The following is a 24,566-nucleotide window of genomic DNA, read 5'->3' as shown; positions in this document are numbered from 1 at the left end:
CACATCCCCCTTTGGAATCGCTTACAAATTGATATTTGTTCTAGAGTGACATTTCTCACTTAATGCAATTTTAAGAAAAAACCTCTCAGCATTCATACGTGCATGGTATACTAATTTCATTTTTATTTTTACACCACGATGAACGATTTTATTTTCCACTAGGCAGCGCTACAATCTCATTTCCGTCCCATTCATACGATGTATTTAAGCCGGCCGCTTCCGTTATTTTTCTTAAGTATTCGAACATTTCTTGGCCTTTTTGAGTTTGGCCTACCAGCTCAGGCTGACCTGTCTTGTTGACATAACAAGGAATGACAGCAGTGCGTATAAGCCCGGACGCATCGATTGTGCATTTGGCAAACATCGTGAATTTGGCTTCAGGATGAAAGGGATAGTTCTTATATTCCTTGTCAGGCTCAAATCCAAACAGCGCCTTTCTTCGCTCGGCCCAGTTATCAGGCAGCGGGCCCGTATGGAGCGCTTCCATCGGCAGATAAACAAAGCCATTGCACAACCCATGATAAATGGGCTTGCCTTTATACCATTCCACACCTTTTAATATATGGGAGTGATGCGAAATGATCAGATCCGCGCCAGCATCAATCGCTTCGTAGGAAACTTGATATTCATAATCGACCAGCTTCGCCGGCGTGTGAACCAGGCCTTTATGAAGCGCAACCACCACAAAATCACACTCTCCCTTGAGCTTGTCGATATCTTCCTTCATCCAGCCCATGGTTTTGGGCTCGGCATAGGTGTGAACCTTCGGCGGACCGCCAGGATTGGCGTGATCAAGCTCATAATGAGTAACAATATGAATATAGGCATTGCCGGCTCGCTCTTGGCCAGCCCACGTCTCTTGTGGACCTACACAATTATAGTTTAGAAAACCTACGCGAAGCTGCTTTCGTTCCAGTACGGCAGGCCTTCGCGATTCGGCTAGATTCATCCCTGCGCCAACATAATGAATGTGATGTTCATCCAGCCACTGGATGGTGTCTTCAATGCCTTCCTTTCCATAATCCATCAGATGATTGCCCGCTAAGGTCAGCACATCGAATCCGGCATCCGCGATAGGCTTGAGATTCTGCGGCGTCCTGCCCAAGGCAGCAGCATGTGCAGCTCTATCCGTATGCGTGACCTCTAATTGACCTACTGTAATGTCTGCAGCCTGAAGCAGCGGACGTGCATGATCGAATAAATACTCGCAGTCTTTTCCCAGAATGATATCGCCTGTAGCTATAATATCAATCGTTTGATTATCCATTGGCTTGAATTCCTTTCTTCTCTGTTGATTTTCTGCCGGCCATGATAAATAGGAGCAGCGCTATAGTCAGCGGTACAACGGTTAATAGATACATCATGGAATAACCTACATAACTGGCTGCGATCCCTCCAAGCATCGGCCCCAAGCCGGCTGCCAAATCGAGCCCCAAATAAAATGTGCTGATCGCCGCACCGCGGCGCTGTGGTGGAACTTTATGAACAGCCATGGAATTCAGAGTGCTTTGAGTAGCCCCACTGCCGATCCCTAATACAAAGGCTGACATCAGAAACATCAGCAAAGAGTCCGCAAAGAAAAGCAGTACCATGGACAACATCTGAAAAATAATGCCTGGTATGATCGCATATCCAAAGCCTTTTCGATCAGCCAGCCGGCCGGCGGCAGGTCTGGACATGACTAGAACGAGTGCAAACACAGTGAAAAACAAACCAATATGTTCGACCCGGCGCTCCAGGCCATAAACGGCTATAAAACCGGAGGTGACACCAAAAGTCATGCCAGAGAAACAGCCTACCACGGCGGGTTTGACAGCTGCCCGTTCAATCAAATGAATTCCACCCTTCAGCGCCTCCACAACACGGATATCATCTGTCCGCTTCTCATAGCGAACCAGCAAGGCCAGAAGGCTGCCAATTGCACACATCCCTGCAGCGGTGAAGAACATGACGTTAAAATCCCACTTGTCGATAAGATACAGACCCAGACTTGGCGCTATAGCCATGGAGGCAACTGTGCCTAAACCAAAATACCCAATGCCTTCGGTAATTCTATTTTTCGGAATAAAATCAACTGCAATCGTGTTCGCTGCGGTTGTAACAATGCCGATCCCAATCCCATGCAGCAGCCTAAGTAATGAAAGCATTAGAGCCGAGCTGGCGAAAGCATATAATAGGATTGCCGCAATGGAGATCAACTGTCCTGCCAGATACGTATCCCTGCGGTGACCCGAATCTAGTACTTTTCCGGCAAAAGGCCTTGATATCATAGCAGTCACTACAAAGATCCCCGTAACAATGCCTGCAATATCTTGTGCATACCCTAACTGCTCAAGATAAATCGGAAAAATAGGGGTCATGCTCAAATAGCTATTTACCACAAAACAATTGGCAAGCATGATAAATATGAAATTTGCGTTCCATATACGGCTTGGTCCGCTTGCTGCCAGATCAAATTCATTCATTACAAAACCCCTCTATCCATTAAATCTTGACTAACATCGTTGACTTGTTCGAGGTTCATAATACGCTCGATGAGCTGGTCGATGTGTTCATCAGATATTGTCCTCTCCGCATACCTTGCACAATCCCGAAATTTATTCATCAGCATCTGCTCGCTCATAGGCTGCTTAGGATGTCCAAATGGTTTGTCAACCTTTACGCAGAATGCTCCCCGACCGGTTATTACTTTCAATGCACCGCCTATCGCTTCAGCGCGAGCTGCTGTATGATCAATCTGATATCCCACTTTGTCTGCCAGCTTCAAGACCTGCTCGTTTTGTAATGCTTCAGCAGCGAAATGATCCAATCCTACATCCCCGTAATGTAAAGCTGTTGCTGTAACAAAGGGAAGGCTGAATTTCGCGTCAATCGCTGTGGCAGGCCGGCGCTTGGACTGTGCTGGCTCACATAACATTTGAAACACAGGGTTTACAATCACTTCTACAGCTGCAATCTCCTCCGGCATAATCATATATTCGGTTCGAATTCGCATGGCTGCTTCAATGAAAGCGTGTGTTCCTCCACAGCTGGGCCAAGGCTTAAAAGACACGTTAGCACCCTCAAAAACGGACCCGAGATTCTCTACTAATCGCAGCGGGTTGTATCTTCCTCCAGCAAAAGCATGAAAAAATCCCATTCTCCCTTCGAAAGGTTCCGCAAAACCGCTTAAACCCTCTGCAGCCAGCATGGAAGACATAACTCCGGCTTTAGCCGAAAATGCGTCACGTACGGATCGAATAATGGATTGAGAGTTGTTAGCCAACTCTGCACTGCAGGTTGACTGACAAAGCACCAGTGAGAAGGCGTCTAGATACTGCTGCTCGTTCAAGGAGAGCAGTTTGCCCGCCGAAGCTGCTGCACCAAATGCACCCAGGATCGGCGGCATATACCATCCCGTTTCCAGCAAGCTGTGTTCGATCGCTAACCCTAGACGACAGGTCAGATCATTCCCCAAAGCTACCGCGGCAATAAGTTCCTTCCCGCTGATCTGCCCTGCAGCTTCTGCCACTGCAATAGCTGCCGGTATCGTGGCCGCACTGGCATGCACCAGAGCCTCGCCATGTCCTTCCTCGAAATCCATCGCATGCGCCATAGCCCCGTTTACAAAGGCTGCTTGCAGTGCAGGCACTTTCGTTCGATAACCAATCATAGTGCTTTGGCGGCGCCCCCCGCTTTGAACGGCTAGCTTCACAAAAGCTGAACAACCTTCGCCTAATGTATTTGCTGCCAAGATAACACCCAGGGTATCTAATATTGTTCTCTTAGTCATCTCTACTGTGCAAGGAGATAAATCTTCATAGCGGACGCTTGAAATATGCTTAGCTAATTCTCCTGATAGGCTCACTCGACTAGCTCTCCTTGCAGCAAAACTTCATTGCCTTGAACAGACACATTCAGCATCAAGCCTTGATCCTCCGAAATATGCTTAAGATAAGATAGAACCTCATCAAATCTTGGATCTTCCGCCGACAATATATGTGGATCCGAATATTCATCGATCATAACAGGCAGAAAGGCAACCTGCTCTATACCCTTTGGACTGATAAGGCATTTTACCATAATTGATTTTAAAGAATCCTTGGGTAATGTTCTGCTCCCTTCTTTGAAATCAGGATGAAGTGCTGCAATCTCTTTGTGCGACTCTTTTTGCTCCAAATTTTCTGCGAATGTGAAGGGCGATTCTAACGCAAAATTAGCAAGACTGTAAAAGATCGCCTTTCCTTTGTACATTTCAATTCCCTTTAGAATATGAGGGTGATGTCCCAAAATCAGATCGGCACCCGCATCGATCGCAGCGTAAGCCAATTCCTTCTGATAATCGGCTATAACAGCGGGTACAAAATGAATGCCCCAATGCATAGAAAGAACCACAACATCAGAACGCTTCTTCGCTTGTTGAATGTCCTCCAGCATGCCCTTCATATCTCCCGAATGCGCATAGGTATGCACTCTGCAAGGCGTGCCTGGTTGATCATGCTCAATTTGTTCATACAATGTATGAGCACGAAGCGGAGCACATCCCGGGCGGTCAGATTCGGCCCAGTATCCTTGTGGCAGAATAGAATTATAGGCTAGAAATGCAACTCTAGTCCCCTTGGCCCGCATGATCGCAGGTGCTCTTGCTTCATCAATATGGCTGCCTGCTCCGATCACCTGAAGCTGCTGCGCTTTCAAGGCATCAAGTGTGTCCTGAAAGGCTTCGATCCCCCAATCCATACAATGGTTGCTGGCAAAAGAGACGACATGAAAGCCAGCCTCACGGATCGCTTCAGCCGAAGAGGGGTCAGCCCGCATGGACAATCGAGCCTGAGGCAGCGGAGAGCCTCTTCGAGAGAGCGCTGGCTCAAGCTGGCAAAAGGCAAGATCGCCTTTTTGAATGAAAGGCGCCGTATATTGAAATATGGAAAATGGCTTCTCTCGATTAGGTCCCACATCGCCAACAGCATAGAATTCCAATAAATCTGTCATTCGTTCTCCCCCTTGCATATCACTGAATGCATAAGCTAAGCCTGCTGCTTTGCCTTGTCCCACGCGATTCGGATCTCGCGGTCAAGGTCATATTCAAGACGACTATCACGGCTTAACAGCATTGTTGGCCGACGCTTCAGATCGTATGCAGGCCAATCTGGAATTTCCTTGTTATTTGGGTTGCCATTTCGTGCAAACGCTGCCCAGGTCGTGTACATTTGAACCGCCATGACATGTCCGTCCGAATCTTCGGCCGTATTAAATATATAAGGGAGTTCAGAGCCGTGCGTAGCCAGGCCTGATTTGGGGTCAGGATAATCATATCTGAACAGCCACGCAGCTGTACCGTGACCCGCTTGCAGCTCGACCAACCGTGTGGCGGGCATAGCAAATTCATTGCGAATGAGAAGCTGAATCAGCTTTTCAAGGACATCATCGCCCTTCTGCTCCAAATATAAAGGAGATACGTCATCCCAGACGCTTCCTATTTTCTTTTGAAAATATTGCAATATTTCATCTTCGCTCATACGCTCCCAGCTCGGGTCAAACGTTCTTGTGAAATCGTTTAAAGTGTACCCGGCCATAATTGGAATATGGATGGCATCTCCTGCAGCCACCGCTTCAAGCGGCATGTTCGGCAAAAACTCGCCATCTATATTCGGTTCCATCCCGTTGCCGGCATGGGGCATTGGTGCTGCTTCAAGAATAGCTTCAGCGGTGATTTCGTGTAATTCAGATAGATTGTCTTTTGAAATATTTAATTTATGCAACATGACCTCGGCCAGCTTTGCGGCGTTGTCAGCTGTTCCAATTGTTTGAATGCCGCCGCTGTGAATAATGGCTTTTTGAAACAAACCTTTCGCTGATGGCATCGACAAAAGCAGTCCGACACTTCTCCCGCCTGCAGATTGTCCAAATATCGTAACGTTGTCAGGATCGCCTCCAAATGCTGCAATATTCTCTTTGACCCATGTCAGAGCGGCTACCTGGTCGAGCATGCCGCAGTTTCCTGATGCCGCATAGTCCTCCCCGCCGATTTGCCGCAGCTGTAAAAACCCGAAGGGACCCAAACGATAATTCATCGTTACCAAAACAACATCATTCAATTCAGCCATAGCTGTGCCATTAAAGCGAGGGTCTGAGCCTGATCCGACCGTAAAAAAACCGCCGTGAATCCATACCATAACTGGTCGTTTCTTATGATCCGCGGCTGGAGACCAAATATTGAGATATAAGCAGTCTTCACTGTAGCCTTCTGGGGCTGCTTCTTGGCTCCATAGCAGCGGCTGCATTGCCCTTGGAGCAAACTGCTGTGCTTCCTTGATACCCTCCCACGGTTCTGGCGCTTGCGGCGGCCTAAAACGCAGATTTCCTAACGGCGGCTTCGCATAGGGGACACCCCGCCAAGCAAATACCCGCCCCTCCTGCACACCTTGAAGCTGGCCGAACTTGGTAGTTACCAATGCTGCAGTCATCCTCATCACTCCCATTCTAAGTTCATTAATGGCGCCTGCAATAATGCAGTAAGCTCATGAATGTCTTTGACTGAATCTAAGTTTAGAACGCAGTCTACAATATGACTTAATTGCTCGTCCGACCGCGGGATCGCCGCATGCCGTGCGCATGCCTTAAATTTTGCAATCAAATCATCCAGACCTAATGGGTGGGCGGGATCACCGTAAGGGGTCTCTATTACGGTGCTGAATACCTGATCCTTCGTGTGAATTTCAGTAAAGCCCCGAAGGGTATCCTTTAAACTCATGGAATGATCAATTTCATAGGTTACCATAGCCGCAATACTTAGCACTTCCGAATCTTCTAAAACCTCGGATTTAAAATGATCCAGACTAACCGTCCCATGATGAATCGCAACCCCAATCGCATAAGGAATACTAAACTTCGCGTTTATAGGCGAACTCGGACGCTGTTTGGCTTCCAAAGGCTCACACAGCATTTTATTGACAGGGCTGACCACAGTTCTGATTGCCTCAATATCCTCAACTTGCACACCTTGCTCTTGCATGATCTTTAAAGCCCCTTCGATATAGGGGTGTGTACCGCGGCAGCTAGGCCAAGCCTTGAAGCTTACATTTGCCATTTCATACACAGCTCCCAAGTTCGCAGTCATGGCTTCGGCATCGTAATTGCCTTTGGCATACGCGTGGAAAAATCCAAGCCTCCCTTCAAACGGCTGTTGAAACCCTGTTACCCCTTCCTTTGCCAGCTGAGCCGAGAGTACGCCGGACTGCGCAGCAAAAGCATCCCGAATGGAGCGAATGACCGACTGCGGATTCTGAGTTAATTCCGCGCTGCAGGTCGCCTGACATAATGTTAAAGATATGGCATCCAGCATCTGCTCCGTCGACAAGCCCAAAACCTTGCCAGCTGCAGCCGCAGCGCCAAAAGCGCCGAAGATCGGAGGCATATACCACCCTGCTTCCAGCAGATTGTCTTTGATTGACAAGCCCAACCTGCACACCAGCTCACTGCCAAGCGCTGTTGCCGTTATCAGCTCTTTGCCGCTGATCTGCCCGGATGCTTCAGCAACGGCAAGCGCCGCAGGAATAGCTGCCGCATTGGAATGAACGAACGCTTTGTCGTGGGTGTCTTCAAAATCCATCGCATGTGCCAGTGCACCATTGGCGAAGGCAGCCATATGTGCGGGCCGCTTCGCCCCTATGCCTAGAATTGTGCTTTCCTCATGTCCGCCATTTGCGACAGCCAGCTTCAGCATGGGCGCGCAGCCATCACCTAAGGTGCTCGCAGCGAGCATGACCCCAATCGCATCGAGCAAGCTTTTTTTGGCGGTTTCAATGACATGAGCCGGCAGATCTTCATACTGCGTCTTCACAATAAATTCGGCAACATCATTAGACAACTGATTCATTTATTCCTCCAACTTGATTTGCTCTGGCGTCCATTGAGGGGCATTAAAGTTCGCACCTTTAACATAAGGTTGAGTCGCAGAGATATTCTTTGTGGCGTAGATCCAGAAAAACGCAGCATAATCATCCGTTGCTACCTTCTGCATATCATGAATCATGCTTTTCGCTTTGGCCGGATCAGGCTCATTCGAAGCTTTGCCTATGAAGTCCTGAAGCTCATCCGGATTGTAAACCACTGGCAATCTTGCTGCAGAAACACCAGGTCCTAGCAGCCGGGCATATGCCCCCAGCTCATTAGGCACTATGGTAAATGGTACAATGGTTAATCCATTCTTCCATCCACCCTTTTCAGGGCCGCCTGTCAGCATCTCGAAATACTTCCCCTGGTCAACCAGCTCAACCTTGGCCGTGATCCCTACTTCCTGCAAAAATGCCTGCACTGCTGTTAATATATCCGAATAACCGGGGGTGTTTTGTGCATACAACGTAGTGGCAAACCCATCTGCATATCCTGCCTCTTTCAGCAAAGCTTTGGCTCTCTCAGGATCATAGGGATATCCTTTAACATTGGGATTATTAGCTGTACTGGCCTCTGTCGCCAGCTGGAAGGTTGCTTCGTGATAACCATAGCCCATGGTCTCGGCAATAGCTTCAAAATTAATGGCATGCCAAACGGCTTGCCTTACCTTCACATTCGAATAAACTGAATCTGAATGCGCACTGTCCGGCAGCAGGCCCAGCACGGATGAGGCTAAATCAGATGCCTCTATATTGTATTTATCAGCTTGCTTCAATTCGTTCGCATCCTTCGGACCGAGGCTCATAATCGCATCAATCTCGCCCGTTTCGAAAGAAGCCTTCTGAGCAAACGGATCCACGATCACCTCGATCACAAGCTTATCCAGCTCAGGAGTTCCCTGCCAATAACCTTCAAACCTCTTAAAGACTATACGCTGGTCCCGATCCCAGCTGACAAATTGATATGCACCCGTACCGATCGGATTCATCTCAGCCCAGGCTTCTCCATTCTCCTCTACTGATTTTTGCGATACCATCATGCCAGGAATGCCTGACAAATTTTGAAGCAGCATACCGTCAAATTCTTTCAAATGCAGCTTCACTGTATAGTCTCCAGCCGCTTCAACAGACTGAACTTTAGCTAATTCTGCTCTTTCGGTCGCGATATACCGGTCCAAGTTCCATTTCACAACGTGAGCATTGAAATCGGAACTATCATGGAACTTAATTCCCTGCTTTAATTCAATTGTAATGGACAAGTTATCGTCTGCGATGTTATAGCTTTCAGCGAGGTAAGGTTCGGGTTCACCCTGTTGATCCCGTCTGAACAGCCTTTCAACAGCCGGCGCAGCGTAATTCGGATCAGACTGTTTCATAAGCGTAGGCGGGTTCCCCAAAATGATAGCATCCTCTGATACAGCAAACGTGAAGGTCCCGCCAGAAACTGAATGGTCAGCATCTGCAGATATGTTCTCAGTTGAAGCATTCGCTTCAATCCCTGTATTGACTGACGCACTTTTATTGGTGCAGCCCACCGCGAGGATAATCATGCATGTAATCAAACCCAACATCAGCGCTAGTTGCTTTCGAGCCACCATAGATGAATCCCCTCCCTTTGATTAGATTCCTAACTATTGGTAAATATAAAAGATTAAGCCACTTTAAATGTGGCTTAACCATATTCAATTTAATTCATTTTAGCTGATTCAGGCGTCCAATCTGTCAGGAATGTCGTTGTCATGCCATCACCTTCGACGCCCTTAGCTTTAATTGTAGTGTTTGCGCCCAAATAAAGGGGGACCGCTGATACCTTCTCCCCAAATAGCTTCTGCTGAAGCTCAAGTACGGCAGTCTTATACGTTTCAGAATCAGGAACCGTCCTGGACTGTCTCATCAATTCATCTAATTCTGGATAGGTCTCAACGCTGCGGGCATTGGTGCCAAAGCTGGCCAGATTTCGGATCATATCCCATGATGTGTCGGGTGCGACCCTGAACACATATCCAATTAAGCCTTCCCAGCTGCCCTCTGCGCCTGAAATTTCTCTAAATTTCGCTCCATCCACTGGTGCCAGTTCAAGTTCAATTCCAATATTCCCTAGATAAGATTGAATCGCAGTGTACAAGTCTGCACTTTCCGGGCTGTTCGCAAAAATGACCTGTGTTTTAAACCCATCAGCATACCCGGCATCTGCTAGCAATTGTTTCGCTTTGTCCGGGTTAAACTCCGGTTTAATCTCATCATTATAGTGGTCCAGACCAGGAGAGCTGTATTGTGAAGTGGCTGTACCATAGCCAAACGCCAATGTTTTTACGATGGCTTCTCGATCAATTGCCAGCGACAAAGCTTGACGAACTCTTTCATCCGCCCAAGGGGAGTCAGGATTTCCTCCAGATGGATAAATCGCTGGCCCGAACGCACCAAACCCGGAGAACTTAATAACTTCAAAGTTGGCTTGAAGATCCTGAGCCACTTTTGCTGAGGTGTTATAATAAACATCTGCCTCTCCAGCAGACATTGCAGCTGAAGCCGTTTGTGAATCTGTGATCATCTTCCACTCTACGCCATCTAGGTAGGGCATACCTTCCTGCCAATAATTTTCGTTCTTCTTAAACTTTACGGAAACACCTTTGACAAATTGCTCCATCACAAAGGGTCCCGTCCCGACCGGATTATCCATCGCCCAATCCTTGCCATGCTCTTTAAATGCGGTAGGGGAAGCCATTTTAACTGCCGTTAAGATGGTATCCATCATGCCAATATCCCAAGTATTTAACTTGATCACAACGGTAGTCGCATCCGGAGCTTCAATGGATTGTGTATCCGTTTCATTGAAGTTCGGCTTTTGTGACAGCCTATATTGTTCCAAATTCCACTTTACAGCCTCTGCATTAAAATCTGTGCCATCTGAGAACTTGATGCCTTCTTTAATTGTAATGGTGATAGTTTTAGCGGCCGTATCAATCTGCCAGCGATCTGCCAAGAAAGGGGTCAATGTACCCTTGGTGTTGTACCTGCCCAATGTTTCTAGAGCTGTCGCACTGACCATAAGGTCACCAATCGAGCGAATTTCGGGATTATACCCCAGCGCCTTGATCGCATCATCTCCGATGATGATTCTTAATGTTCCGCCACTTTTCTTGCTTTCAGTCGTTTCCTCCTGCCGTTCAGATTTCGTGTTCGTTTCTGAATCGGTATTTGGCTGGTTCCCCGATGCGTTCTGATTCGCCGAACTTGTGCAGCCGGATAAGACTAGACCCATTATGAAAAAGCACATCATGAAGTAATTGTTCATCCATTTTCGCTTCAAATGAATACACCCCCTGCATCAACTGTGAATACGCTTACATCCTCATCATAATCAACACAAGGGGGTTACTAACATATCCACGATGTACGAATAATTAAAATTGAATTAATAAACGATGCACAAATGCAGCAATACAAAATGACAAATTAAAACTCCGGCTTGTATACCGGAGCTATGGCGATTGTGTTTGTTCAAACTTTGATACAAGCCACTCCATGGTCGGCAGCAACAGACTTCAGAGGTGGCTCCATCTCTTTACATTCACTCGTCGCTAATGGGCAGCGATTAGAAAAGCTGCAGCCCTTGGGTCTGTTAAGAAGGCTTGGCACTTCGCCTTTGATCTCCACATGCTCACGTTTCTCCTCTATGAATGGATCAGGGATAGGCACTGCAGAAAGCAGCATTTGGGTATAGGGATGCTTGGGACTCTCGTACAAGGTTTGCCAATCCGCAATCTCAACGATCTTACCCAAATACATCACGGCTACGCGATCACTTATATGACGTACGACGGAAAGGTCATGGGCAATAAACAAGTAGGTTAATCCCAGTTTTCTCTGAAGATCCTCCAAAAGATTAATAATCTGAGCTTGAATGGATACATCTAGAGCGGATATGGCTTCATCACACACGATAAAGGACGGGTTGCTGGCAAGAGCCCTCGCAATCCCGATTCTCTGCCGCTGACCTCCACTGAACTCATGCGGCATTCGATTCCGAACACTCGGATTCAAACCAACCATTTCAAATAATTCGACCAATCTATCTTCGTACTCTTTGCGGGACTTCACCATCTTATGAACCTTAAGCGGTTCGCCTACGAGATCTGCTACGGATTGTCTTGGGTCCAGCGAGCTAAACGGATCTTGAAAAACCATGGGCATGTCACGACGTAAAGGTCTCATCTTGCTTAATGACATTCTGGTAATGTCATGATTTTGGAACACGATACTTCCATCCGTCGGTTCATACATTCTCAGAATCGTGCGTGCCACTGTGGTTTTACCGCATCCGCTTTCTCCGACAAGCCCCAATGTCTCCCCTTTTCGAATATCAAAACTTACATCATCTACAGCTTTTATATCTGCAACTTTGCGGCTTAAAAGCCCCTTGGTTACAGGGAAGTACATTTTGAGATTCTTGACCTCTAAAATCGTTTCTTTCTGTTCACGAGGTACTTTCTGCTGCAGTTCTGCCTGTAAAGTGGCAGACACTTCACTCTTAGCAGCTGCAACATGAGAGCTGCCGATCTTCCATCCGGAATTTTCAATTTTCACATAACATGCTGCGGAGTGATTCTCCCCCACTGTCATTGGCGAAGGCGCTGGATTACTGCTGCAGACTTCTGTCGCGAACTCACATCTAGGCAAGAAGGCGCATTGCTCCTGCTTGTTTGCAAGGTTAGGCGGAGAGCCTTCGATCGATAACAACTTCCGATCCTTCGGGTCATCCAAACGTGGAACCGCCTTCATGAGACCGATGGTATATGGATGCTTTGGATTTTTGAAAATCTCCTTAGTCGGGCCTGATTCCACAATACCGCCTGCATACATGACGTATATTCGTTCTGCGTATCTGGCAACAATGCCCAAATTATGCGTAACCAGAATCAAGGAGGTATTCGTCTTCTTTACGACATCTTTCATCATTTCTAACAATTGCGCTTGTGTCGTCACGTCAAGAGCAGTAGTAGCTTCATCTGCGATCAACAGCTTCGGATTACATGATAAAGCCATCGCAATCATAATACGCTGACGCATCCCTCCGCTAAATTGGTGCGGATAATAATCCACACGATGCTCAGCATCTGGTATACCTACCATGTTTATTAATTCGACAGCACGCTTTCTAGCTTCTGCTTTGTTCAAACCCATGTGAAGCATAACCGATTCGGAGATCTGCTTTCCTACCGTCATAACGGGATTCAGCGAGGTCATCGGCTCCTGAAAGACGACTCCAATTTTGCCGCCGCGCACTTTTCTCATTTTTTCACTGTTCGGCTTATAGCTCAGTAAATCCTCGCCATCAAACACGACACTCCCGTCAACTATTCGTCCTGGGGGCGTAGGAATTAACTGCAGGCCTGAGTATTGGGTTACCGATTTTCCGGATCCACTCTCCCCTACAAAAGCGACGATCTCCCCTTCATCAATATGATAGGACACGCCGTCTACCGCCTTGATGGTCGAACCATCACTGGAAAAATAGGTCTTTAGGTTTCTTACTTCAAGAAGATGGTTCATATGTTGTATACCCCCCTGATTGCTATGTTAAGGTTCATGTCTGACTACCCCTTATTCCGTACCGCGAAGTCTTGGGTCGAGTGCATCCCTAATTGCGTCCCCTACTATATTAAATGCTAGCACCACAATCACTATGGCTACACCTGGAGCTAGAGACAGCACGGGGTTGGTAAGCAAATAACGATAACCGTCGTTTACCATAGAGCCCCATGAGGCGCCTGGCGGCACAATTCCCAAGCCCAGGAAGCTTAGTCCAGCTTCGGCCAAAATAGCCATCCCTAAATTCATTGTAATTAATACAATGAGCGGTGAAATACAGTTCGGCAGCACATGAACCAGCATATTTCTTAAGTTGCTTATGCCTGTAAGCGTGCCTGCTATGACAAAATCAGCTTGTTTCACAGACAGCACTTGTCCTCGCATCAGTCTCGCGTACGCAGGTACGATGGCTACACCTAGCGCTATGATCACATTCACTATACCGCCCCCAAGCACGGCCCCGATCGCCATGGCCAATACAATCATAGGAATGGCAATGACAGCATCCATAAATCGCATCAATACCGAATCAAGCCATCCGCCAAAATAACCTGACACCAGCCCTATACTCATTCCCAGCACTCCGGCAATGATGACAACTACAAATCCAACAATCAAAGATATTCTTGTACCAAAGATGATTCGGCTGAGCACATCTCTACCCAGCATGTCAGTGCCTAATAAATGGGTGGATGATGGCTGTACTAAGGAATTGGACAAGTCCTGCTTATATGGATTATACGGCGCAAATAGCGGCGCAAAGATAGCAACTAATATAGTGGCAATCAAAATAAATAGGGCAATCACAACAATTTTTCGAGCCAATAATACTCGAAAGAACCGGTGGGTACTGCTGGTTTGCGGCGGGAGTTCATGTAAGGCTGCCGGTGCTATACTTGATTCAGTTGTCATATCCCTCACTCCTTGTCTTATTTGTAGCGAATTCTTGGATCAATAAATCCATACGCGATGTCTACGGCTAAATTCCCAAATGCTACAACGGATGCAACGATCAGAACCACACTCTGAACCACAATATAATCTTTGCCAAAGATAGATTGAACCATCAGCCGTCCCATACCAGGTATATTAAATACTTGTTCGATGAACACGGAGCCTCCAACCAAATGAGCAAGCCCCATACCAAGCAAGGTAATGACAGGAATCAGCGCATTTCGCAAAGCATGACCGAGTACTACCTTTCTTTCTGACAATCCTTTCGCTCTGGCAGTCCGTATATAGTCCTGGCGAATCACTTCAAGCATAGACGAGCGCGTTTGACGTGCAAGTGAAGCAAGTGAACCCAGGGATAGTAAGACAATAGGCATAATGCTTTGATGCATACTTCTCCAGAAATCATCAAAAGGCGAGGTGTACCCCTGTACTGGCAGCCAGCCCAGCTTCAGGCTAAACAGGTAAACCCCAAGAATGCCCAGCCAGAACACAGGTACCGCCATCCCCATATTTGCAGTCACTGTAATAAGGGAATCCACCCAGCTTCCGCGTTTGACAGCAGCGATAATTCCTGCTGGAACACCAATCATAATCGCTAGCAGGAATGACAACAATCCAATGTGAAATGAAATCGGGAGCCGCTGCTGGATCAGCGCATTCACACTTTGATTGTAAGCTATTGAATTTCCTAAATCTCCGCGAAGGACATTCGTTACCCAATTCATGTACTGGATAGGAAGCGGTTTGTCGAGCCCAAGTTCCTGTCGAAGATTTTCTATTTCTTCTTGAGATGCATAATCTCCCAGCATAATGGAAACAGGATCACCTGGCAGAAGGTGCATTATCATGAATACAATAATGCTTACGAAGAAAAGTATAAATAACGTTTGTAGTATCCTGCGCACAATGAAAGTAAGCATGATTCAGATCTCCTTATTATTTAATATCAGCGCTTCCGCACCATCTGACTTTTTATCATTTTATATGTGAACGCTTACAAATTATACATTCATCATGTACTAAAATCTTCACCTTCAATACAACATCATACACGAATCCACTCCTGGTTAGAAGGGGTGATGCGTGAGACCCAAATGTTCGCATGCACGCTCCCATACAAGACGTTTCTCTCGATGTGGATCCATTGTAAGTTCGGAATAAACCGGGCTCCATTCCCTGCGGTTGACTTCCAGTCAAAACGATAAGCCCACAAAGGGGAGGATTGCTCCCCAAGAACCGTTAGCAATTGCTCCATGGGGTATGTATATAAATGAAAGCTCATCAATCGCTTCATTTTTTCTGCGATCGTGCTGCCTGCAGCCTCATTACTTAAATAATAAGGTGCCACTTCATTCCAATAGGGCTGCGTGAATTCCTTCGCATATCGAATCAGATCATCAGATTTATTTTCTTTGAACAAGGGAAGCCTGCTGGCCTTCATCCCATATTCATCTTTGGTTCCGCCAGCTAAAATTGGAATGCCGCTATGAAGGCCTTCTTTCATGGCTTCAAGAGGGGGTTTAAGCAATACCACGCCGTCTTCTACGGGTCTTAGGCTAACAAAGGACAATAGTTTTGAAGCATCGATCAACCGCTGCACCGGAACCTGCCGTAATTCATTTAAAATGTTTAACTGGGGGAGAGCCAGTTCATCAAGGACCATATGTGTTACTGTTTCAGCCTCACCCGGTTTAATCGTAGAAGCCGTACTCCAGCTCTGAATGATCACTTGTTGAAATAACCCCCGAGCCATTGGAGAAGTCAGCAGCACACTTACGCTGCCAGCTCCTGAGGATTGCCCAAAGATCGTCACCCTTTCAGGATCTCCGCCAAAAGATTCCCCCATTCTTAATGTGTTAGACTGGTTACCGCGTGGCTGTTTCGGGTGACCAATAGGCAGCATGTGTTTGATTTAAACCTGTGCCCTGTACATTATTCGTTTTAACGATCGGCATGGAGCTTATAAACAGGTTGACAGTCAACTGCTGTTCATCCGTGATCATTTTCTGTAATTGATGCGTATAATTTTTAAGTTCATCCAGATTTTTCGCTGTTGCTGCTTGCTCCAGCAAGTCATCCAATGCCTTTGGCGGTTCGATAGATTTATACATGAATCCTTTGGAGCCAAGCATGATATTCAATACAGTAGGGACCTCGGTATCCATTTTTGAAGTCAGTTTGATGATCCCATCCCAACCTCCATCAGGCCCTCTAATGGATGTGAACTTGGCGCCGTCAACAGGATTTAATTTAAGCTTGATCCCCACATCGGCTAAATAACTTTGTACCGCTGTCATCATTTGCGTATCAGCTTCTGATTGCGCATAGGTCATGACAGTCGTAAAACCATCCTCATATCCTGCTTCTTTAAGCAGTGCCTTCGCTTTCTCAGAATTATATTCCAAACCTTTCACATCAGGATTGTAGGTCCACGCATTGGAGGCGGCCCACTGGTTAGTTTGAACCACGGTTTCCCCATAAATGGTATTAATGATTGCCTTGATGTCTATCGCATGACCTACAGCTTGACGGACTTTGATATCTCGATAAGGAGAATCTAGATCAACCGTATTAAAGGCCAGGTGCACCCCAGCTGAACCAATCCCGTTCTCCAGCTTCAGAATATCAAATTGACCGGCTAAATTCTTAACCGTAGAAGCGGAAGGTTCTAATAAAATATCATAATCCCCCTTCTGCATCGCTGCTTCTGCAGTCATGGGTTCCTCAATGAAATCAAATTGGATCCCATCCAGTTTTGGAAGCCCTTCCTGCCAGTAGTTCTCATTCTTCTTAAATGAGATGAATTGCCCCTGCTTCCACTCCTCCATAATGAAAGGCCCTGTACCTACCGGACTTAGATTCACGGCATCCTTGCCCTGTGTCTCAAAGGCTGCCTGCGAAGTCATTGGCACGACAGCAATCACATTGATCATACTCACGTTCCAATCCGCCAAAGTAATCTGCACAGTATGCTCATCGATGACTTCTATAGAATGGGTATCCGTTTCGTTAAACACTGGTTTTTTTGCTATTCTATACTGATCTAGATTCCACTTTACAGCCTCTGCATTAAAGGGCGTACCATCATGGAATTCAATACCCGTTCGCAATTTCAAGGTGATCGTTTTTGCTGCCTGGTCTTCCTCCCAGCTTTCCGCAAGATGTGGTGCAACGTCTCCTGTTTCGGTGTAGCGCCCAAGAGTTTCAACAGCAGGCGCGCTTAGCAGGGTTTCTGTCCTTGAGATAATATCCGCAGGGTGACCAAGTGCTCTTGGCATCGGCCCGGATATTATTTTTAGCACCCCGCCGCGTGCCGCGGTCTTAGTCTGATCAGCTGGTTTTTCAGAATTCGTGTTGTCCTCTTGCTGATTTGAGCTGTTCCCTGAAATTTCAGAGACCGGACCCTGATTGCCAGCCGGAGCATTGGAGCAGCCCGCAAGAGTCAGAAGGAAAACCAGAAACAATAGAGCGCTGACATTCAACCTTTTATAGGTACTGCCTGCAAACATATGGATCACCAACACTTTCCTATTTTATTTTCAAGCCGCACAGATTTATGAAAGCGCTGTCAATGATTGTAATCCAAGCATAAAATATTTGATATTCCAAAGACACTTGCACTGTGTAGGAAAATAAAAACGGAGATTTGTTGATTGTAAATGAACCTTCTGCTCATAAAAAAAGAAGTGCCTAACGGCACCTCAGGGTCAACAGAGCAGCTATGTTAAGCAGGAGTCAATTTCATAGGTGCGGTCAGTACGCCCCATTCCGCCCAAACGGTCATCTTGACTTCTCCGTTTAAGGCAATAGCCTTCGTATGCTTCAAGCCTTTTTCGATGGCAAACCGAACCATCATACGGGCAAGCGGGCTTGCAGGGCACTTATGAGGCCCCCCTCCGAAGACAATGTGCTGGTTGATATTCGGCCTATTCAGAATAAATTGATCACCATCTGGAAAGACATCCTCATCCCGGTTGGCCGAGAAGTAATTCAAGGCAATCGGTTCGTCCTTCTTAATAAGCTGTCCCCGGATCACTACATCACGTTTTGCTGTTCTGGCCATACCTCGATATGGCGTAAGCAATCTCAGATATTCCTCCGTTGCTGCTGGAACAAGACTCAAGTCATTCCGCAGTTGTTCCTGGACATCTTTGTTCTCGGCTAAATGTACAAATATACTGGCAATCAGCACACTTGGGGCAACCATACCCGCAACCAGCATCGCACGTGTAGTCCCTAATATCATATCATCCGTATAGTAGGAGGCATCCTTTCCTTCCTTTGCCTGGAGAAGAGCACTTACAAAATCCTCTTTAGGATCCATCGGCTTTTCTGCTCGGTCTTTAATAATCGTTCGTGCAATATCATACAGCTGAAAACTGAGTTGTTTCACCGTATCTTGGTCCTTGTTCGCAAATGCAAAGATGGATTGTACATAAGCGGTGCTAATTCTTTTAATCTCCTTGGACAGTGCTTTGGAAATGTTGAAGAACTGAGCAAACACTAAGGCAGGTATTTCATGGGCGTATTCAGAGGAGATTTCGACTTCCCCTTTCTTAGCTAGTGACTGCATCAATTCGTCGATATCCCGTTCGATCCTGGGCTTGATTTTTTCCATTTTCTCTACTGTAAAAAACTTATTAATAAGCCGACGATAAGTGCTGTGTTCAGGCGGATCGAAATGTAAGGGAGGCCGCCTTCCAGTAAAGGCTACCTTCGGAACAACATTTTGAACAGAGGTCGTATAGGTATGGTAATCCTTCAGAACATGAACGACATCTTCATGCTTTGTCAGAGCCCAAAACCCTCCCCATTCATTGCTGTGGGCTACGGGACATTTGCTGCGCATTTCCTTATACAGGTCCTGTGCGCTTATGAATGTTTCAGGTGTGCTGTGATCAATCGGATCAAAGTCATGATCAAACCGCTTATCTAAAATTGGCGTCTCAAATAAAGCCTCCTCAAATTTCTCTAATTCACCCTTTTCTGTCCCGTTCTGATCACTCATTCGAATCCCCTCCTTTTAGAACTAGCCTACTTTTACGATAATAGCAGCTCCGTTGTCACCTGCAGCGCAGCCTGTGGCTAGTAAGTATCCTCCGCCTTTCATTACTGTTTCCTCGATCGCCTCGATCAGCAATCGACCGACGGTTGGCGCTTGAGGGTGACCAAACACCAATGAACTGCCATAATTATTAAAATGCATGGCGTTGATGCCAAGCTCTTGTGCCAAATACAAATCATTTACAATAAATGGATTATGGCTTTTGATCGTCGTAAGATCTTGAACTGACAACCCCGCTCGTTTCAGCGCCATCTTTACCGCTGGCACTGGGGCAGCCGGCATCGTCCCCTTCTCTGCTCTGGCATACCCGTATGAAATCACTTGAATAGGAATGTTTGAATCTGTGCTTAGTCTTGCCGCATTGTCCTGCGAGGTTACAATAATCCCTACATTCCCGTCGGCAGGATGCGTCTGTCCTCCAAACGAAATAATCCCATCTTCCGTTGTAGGACGAAGTTTTCTTAAAGCTTCCATAGTGGTTTTGGTTACACCCTCGTCGGTTTCCAGCACCCTGGTCTCCCGCTTCGATACTTGAATCTCCACAGGAAGCATATAGCGTTTGTGGAAGGCCCGGCCATCCTTCATCGCTTCATTATATTGCTCGTACCTGTGGAGCGTCAGCTCGTCGGCCTGCTCCTTTGTAAATCCATGCTCTTTTGCAACTCGCTCAGCCGTATGCACCATTCCAATGCCCGTAGATGGATCTCCAGCCATGTTATCCATATTCCAATTTTCGGAAATGACTTCACCCCCGGGTCCTTTCGGATTAGGCCAGATTGTATGCGGACCGTTGGAGCAGCGATCCACTAACAGGCAATAAGCTGCAGCTGCATTCCCCAGTTCCACCGCAGAGGCTGCATTGAAGACTGCAGTGGTTGAAGTTGCACAGGCATGCATTAAGGTCTGCCCTGGAATATCCGGGGCACCCATTAATGTAGATGCCCAGGATGCCCCGTAAAAAACACCTTTTTGCCCAATGGTGATACCCAAATAAAGATAATCTAATATCTCATTCGGATCCCATTTTCTAGATTCGAACCATTTTTTACTGCTGCGGGCGCCTAATTCAATAGAATTCTCATTTTGGAGTGAACCCTGCCATTTGCTAAAAGGAGTTGAATAATACCCGCCATAGGGAATGAAAGCTTTTTTAAACATACTCAGGGTTAGGCACTCCTTCCACCGATTTTCGTTTTAAATATAGGCCGCTCGCCGGATGCAGCAGCCAACAAGCCGCTGAGTGCATCCTCTGTTTTGAAGATGTCGGTTAATCCCGCCAACTCCAGCTCGATGCCATCGTCAATGGTCATATTTGTCTGCTGATCGATCAGCTCGTTCATCGTCTCTAGTGCAATAATACCTTTATAGGAGATGGTTTTGGCTAATTGTGCCGCTAGTTCATTGCTTACACCCTGAACAGGTTCGCCATCTAATAGCCGCCTAACATTCTCATCGGAGAAGGCTTTTTGTAATTCCAGATATGAAGCAGGAATCTCCCGTTCCGCATACTTGTCAGTCTTCTCACGCTGTACAAGCACTTCAATCGCTGCTTCAATTTGTTCCATCTCTACAAGCTCTGTAATGATGCCAAGACCTTTTCCTGCTTTGGCAGACAGTTTTTTTCCGGTAAAGGTATAATATTTGGTTAACTCCTTGCCCACATGGCGGTTTGTTCGAAGCATGCCGCCTAGCCCTGGATAAATACCCAAGCCGCTTTCAGGGAAAGCCATGGAGCCTTGCTCAGTTGCTACAATCGCTTGACAAGCTAAAGCCAATTCACTGCCGCCGCCTAGTGACAAACCATCCAGCACAGCAATGGTCAATTTGGGTGAGGTTTCCAATCTTCTGAACAGCTTGTGACTTCTGCGCGTAAAGGCTACGTTCTCATCGATTTGATCGGTCTTAATGCATTCGATGAAATGCTTGATATCCGCACCAGCCACAAAAGCTTTACCCGCGCCCCGTATCGCAATGCCCTTCACTTGCGGATCCTTCTCTGCGTTATCAAAAGCGGCTTCCAGCTGATCTACAACAATGGGATTTAGAGCGTTCATGGCTTCTGGGCGATTAATCGTGATGTAAGCGACACTGTTCTTGATCTCCATATCAATGTATTGGAAAACAAAAGGTTCCCCAAGCTCTGCCTGCTTCCTTAGCACTTCGGGCAGATGAAACCCTGGGCGTTTGGCGTACAGTTCCTGGACCATCTTGAATGCTTCGTCTACACCTACCTTATTCATTAGCTCAAAAGGTCCTAATTTCCACCTCAGACCAATTTTCGCCCCACGATCGGTATCCTCAATGCTGGCTACGCCCTCATCAACTTGAGCCCCTGCGGCTCCAAACACGGCCGCATAGATTTGGCGGATGATCTGTTCAAATTTGCTTTCATCCACCTCTCCGCCGAGTTCCCAATCCTGCTTTAGCGCCACTTGCTTACTCAACAGGTCTGCAGGAGCATAAAACTCACTGATCTCTTTCGCCATGTAAGTAGCCGCATGCTCAGCAATTGGAACGCCCGTAACATTCATGAGCTCGAACGGTCCCATCCCAATTTCAAACCCTTGTCTAGCGGCCGCGTCAATGGTAGGAATATTGGCTGCCCCTTCTTGCAATAAATGAACGGATTCATTGAGAAAGCAGACAAAGTATCTATTGACAGCAAAACCAGGTGCATCCTTCACCACAATGCTTGTCTTGTTATGCAGCTTACTGATCAGGAGCGTTTTTTCAACGGTCTCCACGCTCGTTCCGTCATGCGGAATAACTTCTACGAGTCTATTTTTTGCCGGGTGGTAGAAATAATGCATCCCGATCACGCGATCCGGACGAGTAGTGAATTTAGCAAGGTCCTTCACATACAAGCTTGAAGTATTGCTTGCCAGGATCGTCTTCTCGTCACAGATGGCATCCAGCTTTTTAAAAACCTCGCCTTTTACTTCCAGGTTTTCAAAAACCGCTTCAACGACCAAATCTGCTCCCTTCAGCGCTTCATAGGATGTTGTTCCATGAATGCGGCTTAAAGTTTCTTCAACCTGCTCTTCCGTGAATATGCCTCGCTTGACTCCCTCTTCCATGGTTTTACTAATTATGGTAAGGCCTTTTGCAACCTGCTCTTGGGTTACATCAACCAAGGTAACCTCCAAGCCCTCTTGCGCCATTTTTTGTGCAATACCAGAGCCCATGTTCCCTGCTCCCACAACACCTACTTTGAATTTGTTGGACATATCCATTCTCCTTAATCGTAATTGCTTTATGTTTATTCAATTGTAAAATCTGGAGTAGTAGAAAAGTACGTTCACCATGAAGGAAAATAAATATCGAAATTGCTCGAGTATAAGGAAAATCAGCGGACCATATTACAGCTCCACCGTTCACATCGTTATGAAATGAAAAGTTGATCCAACACCCGGCGACCTTCCCGTCTGGGGTCGTTCACGATATTACACTGCTTGTCAAAAACCATAGTCGGCCGTTCCTCCAAATTATAGGGGGGCCAGGCTGGCAATCCATCATGGTTCGGATTACCTGAACTGGCAAAGTTGATCCAAGCCTGGCTCATATTGGCAGCTAAATCAGAAAGTCCTGGGGCGTCTCCAACAAAATCCGGTGTAGATTTATGTAAATTATCAAAGACAAAGGGGATTTCGAGCCCATGCAAGGATTTCATTTTCCCGCCAAGAGTTGGGGACTCGTGCTCGAACCGATACATGTAAACAGGTGCCCCCTTTGGGGCAATTTTTCGCTCGGCAAGCACGATGGAATCCTTGATGGTAATCACATCACTAGAAACGGCAACGAGCAGGTCATTGGGTGATGCGTTCGGTTCATCCTTCAAATATGCAACAATCACCCTGTCCACGTTCTGTTCGCCAACATAATGCTTAAGCCATTGCCGCATTCCCGCCTCATCCACCTGGCCTAGATTGGGCTCTGAACCTAAGAAGATGGTGGATTCATCCTTTGTCGTCCCAATCATAATAGGGATGTGGGCCGATATTTCTGGTCCGACCGGATCAAATGGATGATGGGGAAGATGCATGCCATCTACTACGGGCCCGATATTCATAACATTTCGTCTTTTTTCTGCAAATGCGATGGGATCCCATTTAGAAATATGATAATAAGCATCCCACAACTGCTTGGGATGAAGCTGATGAAGCCGCTCGAGTTGATCTTTTTTTAACCCTAAGACTGCTAAAATACGCTCCGTTGTTTCTGAAGCCGCTGAGCTCTCCATCATTCTCAGCCCGTATGCCCCTTGAATGACCGCACGATGAAACAACCCCTTCGCTGCAGGCATAGCGAGCAATGTACTGACCTTACCGCCGCCCCCTGAATGCCCGAAAAGCGTTACGTTGCCGGGGTCTCCTCCAAAGGCTTCAATATTGTCACGAACCCATTTCAGCGCTGCCACGATATCGAGCATGCCGGCATTGCCTGAGGCTCCATAATCAGAACCGCCCAGTTCCTTCAAATATAAAAATCCGAGCGGCCCCAGCCGATGATTGATTGTAACCACTACAACATCACCGCGCCTTGCTAAATTGGTGCCATCATTCACCGAATTTGAACCCGAGCCAGCAAAGTAACCGCCGCCATGACACCAGAATAGAACTGGGCGTTTCTTCCCGTCCCCTGTGCCTGGAGACCATACATTAAGAACAAGGCAATTTTCTGACTGAAACTCTTCTGATTTTCTTGGCGGTTGAGTTCGGGTTAGCTCATTATCTACGTTAATACCGCCTTTCGTTTGGAAGCAGGCAGGACCATAGTCGAATACATCGCGCACCCCCGTCCATGAAGCAGGCCGGGTTGGGGGCATAAATCTGGCGCTGCCCTCGGTTGAGCCTCCATATGGAATACCTTTGTACACATTAATTCCTTCTTTATTGAGCCCTCTAACTTTTCCATAGCCGGTTTCTACAATATCACTGTACAAAGCAAATCATCCCTTCTATTGTGCTCGACATGTATTTTGATCCGGAGTAGAATGACGGCGTTTTCAATCGGGCGGGTACGAGATCCTAAAATAATTATAGTTTTTATATTCATTCCAAAATATGTTCACCGTGTATTAA

17 protein-coding genes are annotated in these 24,566 nt (G+C 46.8%); all 17 read right to left on the bottom strand.

The genetic code is table 11. The features are described from left to right. Window positions 1-148: 148 nt before the first annotated feature. Window positions 149-1,267 carry a CapA family protein gene (locus tag G358_RS0106865; RefSeq protein WP_019636464.1) on the bottom strand — a complete coding sequence of 373 codons (1,119 nt, stop codon included), beginning with the start codon at window positions 1,265-1,267 and terminating at the stop codon, window positions 149-151. Continuing rightward, on the bottom strand, window positions 1,260-2,465 hold the full coding sequence (locus G358_RS29550) for an MFS transporter (protein ID WP_019636463.1): 1,206 nt from the start codon (window positions 2,463-2,465) through the stop codon (window positions 1,260-1,262). Before G358_RS29550 ends, G358_RS0106865 begins: the two co-directional genes overlap by 8 nt. Further along, entirely contained in the window at window positions 2,465-3,847 is a 1,383-nt protein-coding gene (locus G358_RS0106855) for an MmgE/PrpD family protein (RefSeq protein WP_019636462.1), read from the bottom strand. The genes G358_RS29550 and G358_RS0106855 overlap by 1 nt, the downstream gene beginning before the upstream one ends. Then, window positions 3,844-4,971 carry a CapA family protein gene (locus G358_RS0106850; RefSeq protein ID WP_019636461.1) on the bottom strand — a complete coding sequence of 376 codons (1,128 nt, stop codon included), beginning with the start codon at window positions 4,969-4,971 and terminating at the stop codon, window positions 3,844-3,846. The genes G358_RS0106855 and G358_RS0106850 overlap by 4 nt, the downstream gene beginning before the upstream one ends. A gap of 35 nt (window positions 4,972-5,006) precedes the next feature. Beyond that, entirely contained in the window at window positions 5,007-6,446 is a 1,440-nt protein-coding gene (locus G358_RS0106845; protein ID WP_019636460.1) for a carboxylesterase/lipase family protein, read from the bottom strand. 5 nt (window positions 6,447-6,451) lie between these two features. Next, a complete protein-coding gene (locus G358_RS29545; RefSeq protein ID WP_019636459.1) occupies window positions 6,452-7,858 on the bottom strand; it encodes an MmgE/PrpD family protein in 1,407 nt (468 codons plus the stop codon). Further along, complete coding sequence (locus G358_RS0106835; protein ID WP_019636458.1) at window positions 7,859-9,472, bottom strand: ABC transporter substrate-binding protein; 1,614 nt, start codon at window positions 9,470-9,472, stop codon at window positions 7,859-7,861. 89 nt (window positions 9,473-9,561) lie between these two features. Further along, window positions 9,562-11,184, bottom strand: coding sequence for an ABC transporter substrate-binding protein (locus G358_RS0106830; protein WP_019636457.1), 1,623 nt, complete (start codon window positions 11,182-11,184; stop codon window positions 9,562-9,564). 191 nt (window positions 11,185-11,375) lie between these two features. Next, complete coding sequence (locus G358_RS34245) at window positions 11,376-13,427, bottom strand: ABC transporter ATP-binding protein (RefSeq protein WP_019636456.1); 2,052 nt, start codon at window positions 13,425-13,427, stop codon at window positions 11,376-11,378. A 51-nt stretch (window positions 13,428-13,478) separates the two neighbouring features. After that, complete coding sequence (locus tag G358_RS0106820; RefSeq protein ID WP_019636455.1) at window positions 13,479-14,378, bottom strand: ABC transporter permease; 900 nt, start codon at window positions 14,376-14,378, stop codon at window positions 13,479-13,481. Between the two features lie 17 nt (window positions 14,379-14,395). After that, a complete protein-coding gene (locus G358_RS0106815; protein ID WP_019636454.1) occupies window positions 14,396-15,340 on the bottom strand; it encodes an ABC transporter permease in 945 nt (314 codons plus the stop codon). 125 nt (window positions 15,341-15,465) lie between these two features. Continuing rightward, entirely contained in the window at window positions 15,466-16,266 is an 801-nt protein-coding gene (locus G358_RS0106810; protein ID WP_276203557.1) for a carboxylesterase family protein, read from the bottom strand. Window positions 16,267-16,285: 19 nt separating this feature from the next. Continuing rightward, window positions 16,286-17,929, bottom strand: coding sequence for an ABC transporter substrate-binding protein (locus G358_RS0106805; RefSeq protein ID WP_157274279.1), 1,644 nt, complete (start codon window positions 17,927-17,929; stop codon window positions 16,286-16,288). A 215-nt stretch (window positions 17,930-18,144) separates the two neighbouring features. Continuing rightward, entirely contained in the window at window positions 18,145-19,428 is a 1,284-nt protein-coding gene (locus G358_RS0106800; RefSeq protein WP_019636451.1) for a cytochrome P450, read from the bottom strand. 21 nt (window positions 19,429-19,449) lie between these two features. Continuing rightward, window positions 19,450-20,643 (bottom strand): thiolase family protein, encoded by a 1,194-nt coding sequence (locus G358_RS0106795; protein WP_019636450.1) that lies wholly within the window; start codon window positions 20,641-20,643, stop codon window positions 19,450-19,452. Window positions 20,644-20,651: 8 nt separating this feature from the next. Continuing rightward, window positions 20,652-22,712 carry a 3-hydroxyacyl-CoA dehydrogenase/enoyl-CoA hydratase family protein gene (locus tag G358_RS0106790; protein WP_019636449.1) on the bottom strand — a complete coding sequence of 687 codons (2,061 nt, stop codon included), beginning with the start codon at window positions 22,710-22,712 and terminating at the stop codon, window positions 20,652-20,654. Window positions 22,713-22,867: 155 nt separating this feature from the next. Continuing rightward, entirely contained in the window at window positions 22,868-24,427 is a 1,560-nt protein-coding gene (locus G358_RS0106785; RefSeq protein ID WP_019636448.1) for a carboxylesterase/lipase family protein, read from the bottom strand. Window positions 24,428-24,566: the final 139 nt, after the last annotated feature.

The organism is Paenibacillus fonticola DSM 21315, from assembly GCF_000381905.1.
In the GTDB taxonomy this organism is placed as follows: Bacteria; Bacillota; Bacilli; order Paenibacillales; family Paenibacillaceae; genus Fontibacillus; species Fontibacillus fonticola.
The sequence above is the reverse complement of the archived record's forward strand: the minus strand, read 5'-3'. Positions and strand labels throughout refer to the sequence as shown.